At 71.7% G+C, this 13,718-nt stretch carries 9 protein-coding genes and 1 riboswitch; of the genes, 2 read left to right on the forward strand and 7 right to left on the reverse strand.

From position 1 onward, the window contains the following. Positions 1–36 precede the first annotated feature (36 nt). The 3 genes from QIT00_RS09400 to QIT00_RS09410 form a co-directional block, all read right to left on the reverse strand. Positions 37–1,296: an alkaline phosphatase family protein gene (locus QIT00_RS09400; RefSeq protein ID WP_282534684.1), complete on the reverse strand. Its 1,260-nt coding sequence runs from the start codon at positions 1,294–1,296 to the stop codon at positions 37–39. Then, positions 1,296–1,892 carry a DUF5998 family protein gene (locus tag QIT00_RS09405; protein WP_282534685.1) on the reverse strand — a complete coding sequence of 199 codons (597 nt, stop codon included), beginning with the start codon at positions 1,890–1,892 and terminating at the stop codon, positions 1,296–1,298. The genes QIT00_RS09400 and QIT00_RS09405 overlap by 1 nt, the downstream gene beginning before the upstream one ends. Positions 1,893–2,044: 152 nt before the next feature. Next, positions 2,045–5,272, reverse strand: a complete 3,228-nt coding sequence (locus QIT00_RS09410; RefSeq protein ID WP_282534686.1) for a GNAT family N-acetyltransferase — start codon at positions 5,270–5,272, stop codon at positions 2,045–2,047. Between the two features lie 272 nt (positions 5,273–5,544). Between QIT00_RS09410 and QIT00_RS09415 the strand changes: the two genes are divergently transcribed. Continuing rightward, positions 5,545–5,826, forward strand: coding sequence for an HPr family phosphocarrier protein (locus QIT00_RS09415; protein WP_184565564.1), 282 nt, complete (start codon positions 5,545–5,547; stop codon positions 5,824–5,826). A gap of 239 nt (positions 5,827–6,065) precedes the next feature. Here the strand turns inward: QIT00_RS09415 and QIT00_RS09420 are convergent, their stop codons facing one another. The 4 genes from QIT00_RS09420 to QIT00_RS09435 all read right to left on the reverse strand — a co-directional run bounded on the left by QIT00_RS09420 (position 6,066) and on the right by QIT00_RS09435 (position 10,922). Continuing rightward, positions 6,066–6,770, reverse strand: a complete 705-nt coding sequence (locus QIT00_RS09420) for a GntR family transcriptional regulator (RefSeq protein WP_282534687.1) — start codon at positions 6,768–6,770, stop codon at positions 6,066–6,068. A 161-nt stretch (positions 6,771–6,931) separates the two neighbouring features. Continuing rightward, the gene (locus QIT00_RS09425; protein ID WP_282534688.1) at positions 6,932–7,723 is read right to left on the reverse strand and encodes a M23 family metallopeptidase; all 792 of its coding nucleotides are present in this window, start codon (positions 7,721–7,723) and stop codon (positions 6,932–6,934) included. Positions 7,724–7,737: 14 nt separating this feature from the next. Further along, positions 7,738–7,899: riboswitch (cyclic di-AMP (ydaO/yuaA leader) on the reverse strand. 252 nt (positions 7,900–8,151) lie between these two features. Then, on the reverse strand, positions 8,152–9,519 hold the full coding sequence (locus tag QIT00_RS09430; protein WP_282534744.1) for a M16 family metallopeptidase: 1,368 nt from the start codon (positions 9,517–9,519) through the stop codon (positions 8,152–8,154). A 17-nt stretch (positions 9,520–9,536) separates the two neighbouring features. Continuing rightward, entirely contained in the window at positions 9,537–10,922 is a 1,386-nt protein-coding gene (locus tag QIT00_RS09435) for a M16 family metallopeptidase (RefSeq protein WP_282534689.1), read from the reverse strand. A gap of 315 nt (positions 10,923–11,237) precedes the next feature. Between QIT00_RS09435 and QIT00_RS09440 the strand changes: the two genes are divergently transcribed. Then, on the forward strand, positions 11,238–13,691 hold the full coding sequence (locus tag QIT00_RS09440; protein WP_282534690.1) for a DNA gyrase/topoisomerase IV subunit A: 2,454 nt from the start codon (positions 11,238–11,240) through the stop codon (positions 13,689–13,691). Positions 13,692–13,718: the final 27 nt, after the last annotated feature.

A 13,718-nucleotide genomic window follows, 5' to 3' on the forward strand; every position in this document is an offset into this window, starting at 1 on the left:
TCGGTACGTACGTAGGAGTGGGCGCGGCTGCGGTGTTCAGGGGCGGACTTCGAGGAGCGGGACCAGCTGCTCGACCGCCGTCATGGAGCCGTGGTTGCCGACCATCGCGGACTCGTTGGGCTCCCGCTCCGAGGCGATGATCAGGACGTCGTCGCGCGCGGCGGCGATCACGTCGCCGAGCCGGCCGTACACTCGCTCGTCGCAGCTTCCGGGCGGGCCGAACCAGCCCGCGGCGATGGCCTCTTCGCGGCTCGCCACCCAGAACTGCTCGCCGAGCACCTCGCGCCAGCAGGTCAGCACGTCCCCCTCGGCGCCGGGGACGGCGTAGACGTGCCGGGCGCGGCCCTCGCCGCCGAGCAGGGCGACGCCCGCGCGCAGCTCCCAGTCCTCGTCGAAGTCGATGCGGTGCTGCTCGTCGAAGGGGATGTCGATCATGCCGTGGTCGGCGGTCACGTACAGGGCGGAGCGGGGCGGCAGTTGCTCGGCGAGGCGCTGCACCAGGCGGTCGACATACATCAGCTGGCCGCGCCAGGCGTCCGAGTCGACGCCGAAGCGGTGGCCCTTGCCGTCCACCTCGGAGTAGTACGTGTAGACCAACGACCGGTCCCCCGCGGCGAGTTGCTCCGCCGCGAGGTCCATGCGCTCCTCGCCGGAGAGCCTGCCGTGGAAGCTGCCGCCGCTGAGGGCGATCTTGGTGAGCGGGGTCTGCTCGAAGGCCGGGGACGACACCTGGGCGGTGTGCACTCCGGCCTCGTGGGCGGTCTGGAAGACCGTCGGATAGGGCTGCCAGATGTGCGGCGGAGTCCAGGGGTTCCAGCGCAGCTGGTTCATCAGCGCGTCGGTCTCCGGGTTGCGCACCGTGTAGCCGGGCAGGCCGTGCGCGGCGGGCGGCAGTCCGGTGCCGACCGAGGCGAGCGAGGTCGCGGTGGTCGCGGGGAAGCCCACGGTGATGGGGCGCCCGGTGCCGCCTCGGGAGCTGCCGATCAGGGAGGTCAGGAACGGGGCCTCGTCGGGGTGGGCGAGCAGTTGCTCCCAGCCCAGGCCGTCGATGAGGAAGACGCAGTTGCGGTCGGCGGCGGTGAGCTCCGGGATCCGCGCGGGCGAACCGGGCACCCGCACGCCCATGCCGGTCACGAGGGTGGGCAGCAGATCGGCGAGGGATCCGGTGCCGTACGCGGGGACCGGAGCGGAGTGGACGGGGAGGAACTCAGCGGGGTCGTCCGGCCAGTACGCATCCGGAGGGGCGGGCGCGTAGCGACCTCGATCATGGGCGGAGGGGGGAGACGGGTGGGACATCAGCGGGTGCTCGCGGCGGTGGCCGCGGTCGCTTCGGAGAGCGCCTGGGCGAAGGCCAGGGTCTGGCGCACGGTGTCCGGGCCGTCGCCCGCCTCGCTGACGCGCAGGCTCAGGTCATCCGCCGTGGAGTTGCCGGTGTACCCGTGGTCGGCCTCGCAGTTGGGGTCGCCGCAGGCAGCGGGTTCGAGGTCGATACGGGCGACGGCGCCCCAGCCGATGGTGAGCAGGACCTCGCGGGGCAGGCTGCCGGGCTGGTACCGCTCCGGGTTCGCGACGACCCTGCTGACCACGACCGAGGAGATCCGGCCGAGCTTCACGGACTCGGTGGAGGTGGTCGCGTACGGCGTCGGCGAGGTGGAGTCGGCGGCCTGCTCGTCGGTGTGGCTGACGATGAAGCGGGTGCCGGTGAGGACGAGGACCGTGACGTGGCGGCGGACCTCGTTGGCGTCGAACGTGGTCTCCTGGTGCACCAGGTACGACGCGATCGACTCGCCGCCGACGGCGGCCTCCACCGCCTCGGCCACGAGAGCCGGGTAGTAGCCGCTGCGCTCGATCGCCGTGCGCAGCCCCTGGGTCGTCGTACCGGTCTTCGCCATGCGCCCATCCTACGGGGGTACGGAGACCGCTGTGGCACGCACGGTCGGGCCGGGGCAAGGGTGGAGCGGGGGTGGAGCGGGGGTGGAGTGGGGCGGGGAGTGGGGCGGGTCCCGGGGCGCCGGGAGGGGTCGGGCGCGCTCGGCGAGCGGGGTCAGTAGGCGGGCAGGGTGCGGGGGCCCAGGTCGTCGCGGGCCGGGGGTGGGGCGAGGCGGACCGTGGCGCTGAGGACGGCGGCGCCGTACTGCCCGACGACCACGGGTTCGAGTGTGACGGAGACGATCTCGGGGTGGTCGTCGACGAGCCGGGAGACCCGGAGCAGCACCTCCTCCAGGGCGGCGGTGTCCACCGGGGACGAGCCGCGCCAGCCGAAGAGGAGCGGCGCCGTTCTGATGGATCTGATGAGTCCGGCCGCGTCTCTGTCGGTGACCGGCACGAGCCGGTGCGCGGTGTCGCCGAGGAGTTCGGACGGCGCCCCGGCGAGGCCGAAGGAGAGGACGGCCCCGGCGGCCGGGTCGATGGTGGCGCGTACGACGGTGTCGACGCCGCGCGGCACCATCGCCTGCACGACCGGGCGCAGCTCTTCCGGCTTGCCGAGGGTTTCGGTCAACTCGGCGTAGGCGGCACGCAGTTGGCCCTCACCCGCGAGATCCAGACGGACGCCGCCGAGGTCGGCGCGGTGGCGCAGGTGCGGAGCGGTGGTCTTCAGGGCGACCGGGTAGCCGAGGACCCGGGCGGCGTGGGCGGCCGCGTCCGCGTCGGGTGCGGGCAGGGTGCGGTGGACCCGGAGGCCGTACCGGCGCAGCAGGTCGTGGGCGTCCTCGGGCGCGAGGTCGAAGCCGCGCTCCGTGTCGGCGTCGGCCAGGAGGGTGTCGATCCGATCGGCGGCACCGCGCTCGTCGATGTCGTCGTATTGCGGGACGCGGCCGGGGTGGTCGGCGTTCTCGCGCCGCCACTGGGCGTACTTGACGGCTTCGCCGAGGGCACGGGCGGCCCGTTCGGCTGCGGGGTAGGCGGGGATGCTGCCGGCGCGGGCGGAGGGGGCGGGATCGGATGGGGGTTCGGTGGCGGGATCGGATGGGGGTTCGGCTGAGGAATGGGCTGGAGGCTCGGGCGCGGGTTCGGTGGCAGGTTCGGTGGCGGGATGGGTCGCCGGATCGGCTGCCGGTTTCGTGGCTGCTTCGGTGGGGGGTTCGGCTGCCGGTTTCGTGGCTGCTTCGGTGGGGGGTTCGGCTGCCGGTTTCGTGACCGGCTTGGTGGGGGGTTCGGCCGCTGGTTTCGTGGCCGCTTCGGTCTGGGGTTCGGCCGCCGGTTTCGTGGCCCCGGTGGGGGGTTCGGCCGCCGGTTTCGTGGCCGCTTCGGTCGGGGGCCCGGTCGCTGGTTCAGTGGGGGCCCCGGTGGCAGGCCCGGTCGCTGGTGCGGTGGCGGGCCCAGTCGCTGGTTCGGCGGCGGGCCCGGTGGCGTGGGCGGTCTGGTCCGGGGGTCGCGGGGTGCCCTCGGCGGGTGGGGCTGTGCGGGACGCGGCGGAGAGGGCTTCGGCGAGCTGGCCCAGTTCGACCACGACCACGACGACCGGCTTGGCGGGTCCTGCGGCGACCGCCTCGCGGAGCGCGGCCGCCAGGGCGGACGGGGACTGCGGTGCCGAGTCGCCGACCCAGGGGATCGCCGTGACGACGACGGCGTCGCAGTTGTCGTCGGCGAGGGCGGCGTCGAGCGCGGCACGGAAGTCGGCGGGCGTGGCCTGGGTGGTGAGGTCGAGCGGCCGCTGTGGCCTGAGCTCCTCCGCGAGGCAGGCGTCGTACGCGAGGACGCCGACCGATTCGGAGTTGCCGAGGATCGCGACACGGGGCCCGGCGGGCAGGGGTTGTCCGGCGAGGAGCAGCCCGGCGTCGACGAGTTCGGTGACCGTGTCCACGCGGATCACACCGGCCTGGCGCAGGAGCGCGGAGACTGTCTCGTGCGGGATGCGGGTGGCGGGCACCGCGTGGCCGATGGGGGCGCCGGAGTGCCGGGCGCCCTTGACCACGACGACGGGCTTGACGGCGGCGGTACGGCGGGCGAGACGGGTGAACTTCCTTGGGTTGCCGATGGATTCGAGGTACATGAGGGCGACCTCGGTCTCCGGGTCGTCGTACCAGAACTGCAGGACGTCGTTGCCCGAGACGTCGGCCCGGTTGCCGGCGCTGACGAAGGTGGACAGGCCCGTGCCGCGGCGGTGGAGTCCGGCGAGCAGGGCGATGCCGATGGCCCCGGACTGGGTGAACAGGCCGACGCGCCCGGTGGCGGGCAGGGTCGGCGCGAGCGAGGCGTTGAGCCGGATCTGCGGGGCGGTGTTGATGACGCCGAAGGCGTTGGGGCCGATGATCCGCATCCCGTACGAACGGGCCTGGCGGACCAACTCCCGCTGCCGGGCGAGCCCTTCGGGCCCCGACTCGGCGTACCCCGCGGAGAGCACGACCAGGCCCTGCACGCCGCGCTCGCCGCATTCGGCCACCACCTCGGGGACGCGCTCGGCGGGGACGGCGACGACGGCGAGGTCGACCGGCTCCTCGATGTCCCGCACCGAGCGGTGCGCGGGCACGCCGTCGACCTCCTTCCACTCCGGGTCGAAGGCGCTGTTCACCGCGTACGCCCGGCCGGTGTAGCCGGAGTGGACGAGGCTGTGCAGGACGGTGCGGCCGATGCCGCCGGGGCGGCGGCCGGTGCCGATGACGGCGACCGAGCCGGGGGTGAGGAGGCGCTGCACGGAGCGGGCCTCGGCGCGCTGCTCGCGGGCGCGCTGCACGGCGAGGGAGGCCTCGGTGGGTTCGAGGTCGAACTCCAGGCGGACGACGCCGTCCTCGAAGCTGCGCTTCTGTTCGTACCCCGCGTCCCGGAAGACCTTGATCATCTTGTTGTTGGCGGGCAGCACCTCGGCGGCGAAGCGGCGGATGCGGCGCTCACGGGCGACCGCCGCGATGTGTTCAAGCAGCGTGGAGGCGACGCCGCGGCCCTGGTGGGCGTCCTGCACCAGGAAGGCGACCTCGGCCTCGTCCGCGGGGGCGGAGGCGGGGCGGCCCTGCTCGTCGATCCTGTCGTACCGCACGGTGGCAATGAACTCGCCGCCGACCGTGACCGCGAGGCCGACCCGGTCCACGTAGTCGTGGTGGGTGAAGCGGTGCACGTCCTTGTCGGACAGACGGGGGTACGGGGCGAAGAAGCGGTAGTACTTCGACTCGTCGGAGACCTGTTCGTAGAAGTTGGTCAGGCGGTCCGCGTCCTCGGTGGTGATGGGCCTGATCCGTGCGGTGCCGCCGTCACGCAGCACCACGTCCGCCTCCCAGTGGGCGGGGTAGGCGGCGGTGTCCTGGGTGGGTTCCGCGTCTTCGGCAGGCGTCTGCATGCGGCCCAGAGTACGGCGAAGTGGCCCTTCGGACAGGGCCTGTGGACAACGCGCTCGGGCAGTGTGCGCGGGCCCTGTGGACAACCCTCGGAGCCTGTTGTCCGGGGCCATCTCACCCACCGAGTACGGGTCGCGGGGCCGCCCCGTGCGAGGCAAGGTAGGAGGGCCGTACGGCGGCCGGCCTCAGGACGTACGACCTTTCGGAGCACCCGCCGCGGTATGAGACAGTGGTCTAGACAAGTGCTTGAGCGAAACCTGAAGGGCAGCATCACATGGCTGAGCGCCGCGTCAACGTCGGTTGGGCCGAGGGTCTCCACGCCCGTCCCGCTTCCATCTTCGTCCGCGCGGCCACGGCCGCCGGCGTCCCCGTGACGATCGCCAAGGCCGACGGCAACCCGGTCAACGCCGCCTCCATGCTCGCGGTGCTCGGCCTGGGCGCTCAGGGCGGCGAGGAGATCGTGCTCGCGTCCGACGCCGAGGGTGCGGACGTCGCCCTGGACCGTCTGGCGAAGCTCGTCTCCGAGGGTCTCGAGGAGCTCCCGGAGACCGTCTGAGCCCCGGCTCCGACTTACGGGGTTCCGGCCCCGGCCTGACCCGATCAGGCGCACCACTGCCACGGAAGCCCCGCAGGCCCGATGAGGTCTGCGGGGCTTCCGTGTTTATCGGCAAGAACAAAGCAAGAGCGAAGCAAGAACAAAAGCAGCGCGAAATAGGCGACCCCGAGAAATTGGGCAGCCTTGAACAGACCGACCAATTAAAACGACCCGCCCGCCTCATTCGTATACGGCGTTCGTTAATTGCGACCGCTCGCCGTGTTTACGGAATGTTGCGAAGTCCTCACCGCGACGACTCGGCCGGCCCTGCCGCCGTCCCCGGGGAAGCGGAGCCGGTGGGCGGACGTGGAGCGCTCGGTGTGCTGAGCGGTGAGCGCGCGGGCGCGTTCGGCGTCGCCGCGCGCCACCGCGTCGACGATCGCGCCGTGCTCCGCCCAGGACTCGACGGGCTCGGCGGCCGGCTCGACCGCGTACATCCAGGCGATCTTCTGGCGCAGCTGGGTGAGCAGGGCAGTCAGGCCCGCACTGCCGGAGGCCTGGGCGAGCGTCTCGTGGAACCAGCCGTCCAGTGAGCGCAGATCGCCGCTGTGGCCTGCGCGGGCGCGCTCCTGGCCGAGCCGCACGAGGCCGCGCAGCACCTTGAGATGGGCCTCGGTGCGGCGCTGTGCGGCACGCGCGGCGCCCAGCGGTTCGAGCAGCAGCCGGACCTCGAGCAGGTCGGCGGCCTCCTGCGCGGTGGGCTCCGCGACGCACGCGCCCGCGTGCCTGCGGGTGCTCACGAACCCCTCCGCCTCCAAGGTGCGCATCGCCTCGCGGACCGGGACGCGGGAGACGCCGTACCGCCGGGCGAGGACCTCTTCGGTGAGCCGGCTTCCGCGTTCGAAGACGCCCGCGACGATGTCGTCACGAATCGCCGTGCATACCGAGTGCGCCGGAATGCGCATGACCGGACCTCCACCTGTGAAATACGCGTTCACCGACTCTAATCCAGCACGCGTGAATTTCCGATGGTCCGCTGGAATTCATGGACGTCTCTTGGGAAACGCCGAAGGCCCCGGCGGGTGCCGGGGCCTTCGGGAAGCGGTGCGCGACGCTGTCGGTCGCGTCAGACGTTCACGCCGTGCGAGCGCAGGTACGCGACCGGGTCGATGTCCGAGCCGTACTCGGGGGACGTACGGGCCTCGAAGTGCAGGTGCGGGCCCGTGGAGTTGCCGGTCGAGCCGGAGAGGCCTATCTGCTCGCCGGGGGTGACGGACTGGCCGACCGTGACGCCGAGCGACGAGAGGTGGCCGTACTGGGTGTACGTGCCGTCGTTCATCTTGATCACGATGTTGTTGCCGTACGCGCCGCCCCAGCCGGCCTCGACGACGGTGCCGGAGCCGACCGCGTGCACGGCGGTGCCGGAGGCCGCGTGGAAGTCGACGCCGCTGTGGCTGCCGGAGGACCAGAGGGCGCCGCCGGTCTGGTAGCCGGTGGAGACGTACGAGCCCTCGACCGGGGCGGTGTAGCTGTTGAGGCGCTTGCGCTCGGCCTCGCGGGCGGCGCGCTCCTTGGCCTCGCGCTCCTTCTTGGCCTTGGCCTCGGCCTTGCGCTTGGCCTCGGCCTTGCGAGCGGCCTCGGCGCGCTCCTCGGCCTTCTTCTTGGCGGCGGCCTCCTCGGCGGCCTCCTGCTGGGCGGCGGCCTGGGCGTCGATGCGGTCGGCGAGGGTGTCGCCCACGGAGACGGCCTGGTTGATGCCGGTGTCGTCGGCGGCGGTGCTCTCGGCGGCCATCGCGGGGGCGGACAGGGTGCCGACGACGCCCGAGGTGGTGAGGGCGGCGACGCCCGCGATGGTGGCGCCCTTGCGCGTCAGACGGCTGGGGCGGCGATGCTTCCCGGTGGCACGGGCGAAGGCCATGGAGTGGCGGTGTCCTTTCCTTCCTTCTCGCCTACCGGGTTAGCTGACGGGTTCGGAGCAGGAAGGTCTCCTACGGCCCCCCTCCGCGCGGAGGGAGTCCGATTCACCCCAGGGACTGCGTGTGGGTCCCCGGCTCCCCTGGCTCGCGCCGTACGGGGACTCGGCGATGGCTGTCCGGTGCCGCGGGCGCGGCGTAGCTGGCGAACAGCCGGACCGACGCTAAACGGGACATCTTTCAATCAACAAACGGATCAGGGCTTTTGTAGTGCACGCCACAGGGCAGATCCCCAACCACTCCGAAATTTCACCATTAACCAGACATTCCGCGGTCGTGCTGGGCGGACGGCAGAGGCCCCGGCGGCGCGAGTGCGCCACCGGGGCCCTGTGTCGGTTCCGGTCGTCCGTTCCGGTCGTCCGTTTCGGCCCGACTAGCCGGTGACGACGGTCACTTCGCCGATGCCGAGCGCCTTCACGGGCTCCTCGATCTGCTCCGCGTCCCCCACCAGGACCGTGACGAGACGATCCTCGGGGAAGGCGTTCACGACGGCCGCCGTCGCCTCGACCGTGCCGGTCTCCGAGAGGCGGCGGTACAGCTGCGCCTGGAAGTCGTCCGGCAGCTCCTGCTCGACCTGGTCGGCGAGGGTGGACGAGACCGCCGCCGCCGTCTCGTACCGCAGCGGCGCCACACCCACGAGGTTCTGCACGGCGACGTCCCGCTCGGCGTCGTCAAGCCCCTCGGCGGCGAGGGTCCGCAGCACCTTCCACAGGTCGTCAAGTGCCGGACCGGTGTTGGGAGTGTCCACCGAACCGCTGATCGCGAGCATCGCCGCACCGCTGCCGTCCGACGCCGACCGCAGCACCTGCCCGAAGGCGCGCACACCGTAGGTGTAGCCCTTCTCCTCGCGCAGCACCCGGTCCAGACGGGACGTCAGGGTGCCACCCAGGCAGTACGTGCCGAGGACCTGCGCCGGCCACACCTGATCGTGCCGGTCCGCACCGATACGGCCGATGAGGAGCTGCGTCTGCACCGCTCCCGGCCGGTCCACGATGAAGACACGGCCGGTGTCGTCGGCGGTGACCGGCGCCGCGGAACGCGGCTGCGCGGTGTTGCCGGTCCACTCCCCCAGGGTCTCGCCGAGCATCGCGTCCAGGTCGGCGCCCTCCAGGTCACCCACGACGACGGCGGTCGCGGTGGCCGGGCGGACATGCGCGTCGTAGAACGCGCGGACCGCCGCCGCGTCGATGTTCGCGACGGTCTCCTCCGAGCCCTGCCGCGGCCGCGACATGCGCGCCTCGGCCGGGAACAGCTGCTTGTAGAGCTCCTTGGCCGCACGCCGCGCCGGGTTGGCCGTCTCGTGCGGGATCTCGTCCAGGCGGTTGCGTACGAGGCGCTTGATCTCGCTGTCCTCGAAGGCGGGGGCGCGCAGCGCGTCGGCGAGCAGCGCGAGGCCCTTCGGGAGCCGGGAGACCGGCACTTCGAGGGAGATGCGCAGACCGGGGTGGTCCGCGTGCGCGTCGAGGGTGGCGCCGCAGCGCTCCAGCTCTGCGGCGAACTCCTCGGCGGAGTGCTTGTCGGTGCCCTCGGTGAAGGCCCGCGCCATGATCGTGGAGACGCCGTCGAGCCCCTCCGGCTCGGTGTCGAGCGGGGCCTCCAGGACGACGTCCACGGCGACGATCTGCTGGCCGGGGCGGTGGCAACGCAGCACGGTGAGGCCGTTGGGCAGAGTGCCGCGCTCCGGGGCGGGGAACGCCCAGGGCTTCGCGGTGCCCGGCTGCGGCTGCGGGTGGAACTCCATGGTGGCGAGCTGCTCGGTCACTTCGCCGCCTCCTCTTCCTGAACCTCGATCTCGGCGGCGTCGTTCACATCGGTGTCCGGGGCGTCGGGGGCCTGTTCCGGCGCGATCGGCTCGTAGACGAGCACCGCGCGGTTGTCGGGGCGCAGCCGCGCCTGGGCGACCTCCTTGACCTCGTCCGCGGTGATCGACAGGACCCGGCCGACGGCGGTCAGGGCGAGCTGCGGGTCGCCGAACAGGACCGCGTACCTGCAGAGTTCGTCCGCGCGGCCCGCGACCGTGCCGAGGCGGTCCAGCCACTCGCGCTCCAACTGGGCCTGGGCGCGCTCCATTTCCTCGTCCGTGGGGCCCTCCTCGGCGAACCGGGCGAGCTCCTCGTCGACGGCGGCCTCGATGTCGGGCACCTCGGCCTCGTGCGACGTCTTCACGTCCAGCCAGCCGACCGACGGGGCGCCGGACAGGCGCAGCATGCCGAACCCGGCCGTCACCGCCGTACGGTCGCGGCGCACCAGGCGGTTGTAGAGCCGCGAGGACTCGCCGCCGCCGAGGACGGTCAGGGCGACGTCGGCCGCGTCGCACGCGCGCGTGCCGTCGTGCGGCAGGCGGTAGGCCGCCATCAGCGCGCGCGAGGGCACCTCGGCCTCCACGAGCATGCGCTTCTCCTCCCCGATGATCTCGGGCAGCGAGCCGTCGCGCGGGAGCCGCTTTCCGTCGTGCGCCGCGATGGTGCCGAAGTACTTCTCGATCCAGGCGAGTGTCTGCTCCGGGTCGATGTCACCGACGACGGACAGGACGGCGTTGTTCGGCGCGTAGTACGTACGGAAGAACTCGCGGGCGTCCTCGAGCGTGGCCGCGTCGAGGTCCGCCATGGAGCCGATCGGCGTGTGGTGGTACGGGTGGCCCTCCGGGTACGCGAGCGCGAAGAGCTTCTCGAAAGCCGTGCCGTAAGGGACGTTGTCGTACCGCTGGCGGCGCTCGTTCTTCACCACACTGCGCTGGTTTTCCATCGACTCGTCGTCGAGGACCGTCAGGAGCGAGCCCATGCGGTCGGCCTCCAGCCAGAGGGCGAGCTCCAGCTGGTGGGCGGGCATCGTCTCGAAGTAGTTGGTCCGCTCGAAGCTGGTCGTGCCGTTGAGCGAGCCGCCGGCGCCCTGCACCAGCTCGAAGTGGCCGTTGTCCTTGACCTGCTGGGAGCCCTGGAACATCAGGTGCTCGAAGAGGTGGGCCAGGCCCGTACGGCCCTTGACCTCGTGGCGCGAGCCGACGTCGTACCACAGGCAGACCGCGGCGACCGGGGTCAGGTGGTCCTCGGAGAGCACCACGCGCAGGCCGTTGGCGAGGCGGTGCTCGGTCGCTGTCAGGCCGCCGGAGCCGGCCTCGGCCGTGGCCGTGTGACCCATGGGCATGTAGATCCCTTCGATCGCGAGATGTCGTCCTTGACTGACCTGTCGACGGCGGGCGGTGACGTGCCGGATGAGGGTCGGTGCACGCGGTCGCCGGGGCAAGTGCTGTCACTGTATGCAAGCGTGCGGACATCTGGCGAAGTTCCCGTTCCGGCTCCGCTCTCAGCGATCGTCGGCGTTGGTCCGGCGGTCTGATGAACGTGCCGGGAACAGGGATTGGACGGGTCGCGGTCCGCGTTGTCAGTGGCGCGGTCCACAATGGTCGGCGTCAGAACTGGAGATTGCCCCGCACAGGAACGTGAAGGAGCCGCAGCAGCGATGGCCCGCCGCAGCACGAAGACCCCGCCGCCCGACGACGCGTACGAGGAGAAGATCCTCGACATCGACGTCGTCGACGAGATGCAGGGCTCCTTCCTCGAGTACGCGTATTCGGTCATCTACTCCCGGGCCCTGCCCGACGCCCGGGACGGACTGAAGCCGGTGCAGCGCCGCATCGTCTACCAGATGAACGAGATGGGCCTGCGCCCCGACCGCGGCTTCGTGAAGTGCGCCCGCGTCGTCGGCGAGGTCATGGGTAAGTTGCACCCGCACGGCGACGCGTCGATCTACGACGCGATGGTCCGCATGGCACAGCCCTTCTCCATGCGCGTCCCGCTGGTCGACGGCCACGGCAACTTCGGCTCGCTCGGCAACGACGACCCGCCCGCCGCGATGCGGTACACCGAGGCGCGGATGGCCACGGCCACCTCGCTGATGACGGAGTCGATCGACGAGGACACGGTCGACTTCACGCCGAACTACGACGGCCAGGAGCACGAGCCGGTCGCACTCCCCGCGGCGTACCCGAACCTGCTGGTCAACGGCTCGTCGGGGATCGCCGTAGGCATGGCCACGAACATGCCGCCGCACAACCTCGGCGAGGTCGTCGCGGCCGCCCGCCACCTCATCAAGCACCCGGGCGCCGACCTCGACACGCTGATGAAGTACATCCCGGGGCCCGACCTGCCCACGGGCGGCCGCATCGTCGGCCTCTCCGGCATCCGGGACGCGTACGAATCGGGCCGCGGCACCTTCAAGATCCGCGCGACGGCCACGGTGGAGAACGTGACGCCGCGCCGCAAGGGCCTCGTCGTCACCGAACTCCCCTTCACCGTCGGCCCCGAGAAGGTCATCTCCAAGATCAAGGACCTGGTCGGCAACAAGAAGCTGCAGGGCATCGCCGACGTCAAGGACCTCACCGACCGCAACCACGGCCTGCGCCTGGTCATCGAGATCAAGAACGGCTTCGTCCCGGAGGCCGTCCTGGAGCAGCTCTACAAACTGACGCCGATGGAGGAGTCCTTCGGCATCAACAACGTGGCCCTGGTGGACGGCCAGCCGCTCACGCTCGGCCTGAAGGAGCTCCTGGAGGTCTACCTCGACCACCGGTTCGACGTGGTGCGCCGCCGCAGCGAGTTCCGCCGCGGCAAGAAGCGCGACCGCCTCCACCTGGTCGAGGGCCTGCTCGTCGCGCTGCTCGACATCGACGAGGTGATCCGCCTCATCCGCTCCAGCGAGAACTCCGCGCAGGCCAAGGAGCGCCTGATGGAGCACTTCTCGCTGAGCGAGATCCAGACGCAGTACATCCTGGACACCCCGCTGCGCCGCCTCACCAAGTACGACCGCATCGAGCTGGAGTCGGAGCGGGACAAGCTGAAGGCCGAGATCGAGGAGCTGACCCGCATCCTCGAATCGGACACGGAGCTGCGCAAGCTGGTCTCGTCCGAACTGGCCTCGGTGGCGAAGAAGTTCGGCACCGACCGGCGCACGGTCCTCCTGGAGTCCTCGGGCGCTCCGGCCACGGCGGTGCCCCTCGAGGTAGCCGACGACCCGTGCCGCGTACTCCTGTCGTCGACGGGACTCCTCGCGCGTACGGCCACGGGCGAGGTCGCCTTCGACACCGAGGCCAAGCGCGTCAAGCACGACGTCATCGTCTCGGCGGTGCCGGCCACCCAGCGCGGCGAGGTCGGCGCGGTCCTCTCCTCCGGCCGGCTGCTCCGGCTGAACGTCATCGACCTGCCGCAGCTCCCGGAGACGGCCGCCGCGCCGAACCTCTCGGGCGGGGCGCCGGTGGCGGAGTTCCTGAGCCTGGAGGCGGGTGAGGAGCTGGTCTGCCTGATGACGCTCGACGAGTCCTCGCCGGGCCTCGCGCTCGGTACGGAACAGGGCGTGGTGAAGAGAGTCGTGCCCGACTACCCGTCCCACAAGGACGAGTTGGAGGTCATCACCCTGAGGGACGGGGACCGCATCGTCGGCGCGGTCGAGCTGCGCACCGGCGAGGAGGACCTGGTCTTCATCACGGACGACGCCCAGCTGCTGCGGTACCAGGCGTCTCAGGTCCGCCCGCAGGGCCGGCCCGCGGGCGGCATGGCGGGCGTCAAGCTGGCGCAGGGCGCGAAGGTGATCTCGTTCTCCGCGGTGGACCCGGCGGCGGACGCGATGGTGTTCACGGTCGCGGGCTCGCGCGGCACGCTGGACGACTCGGTGCAGACCACGGCGAAGATCACGCCGTTCGACCAGTATCCGCGCAAGGGCCGGGCAACGGGCGGTGTGCGCTGCCAGCGGTTCCTGAAGGGCGAGGACTGCCTGTCGTTCGGGTGGGCTGGGCCGGTGCCCGCACTGGCGGCGCAGCGCAACGGCTCTCCGGCGGAGCTTCCGGAGGTCGACCCGCGCCGGGACGGCTCTGGCGTCTCGCTCGCCAAGCCGGTCGCCGCGGTCGCGAGCCCGGTGTAGCCCGGTGTAGCCCGGTGTAGCCCGGTG

The sequence above is a fragment of the Streptomyces luteolus genome, assembly GCF_029968015.1.
GTDB lineage: Bacteria > Actinomycetota > Actinomycetes > Streptomycetales > Streptomycetaceae > Streptomyces > Streptomyces luteolus.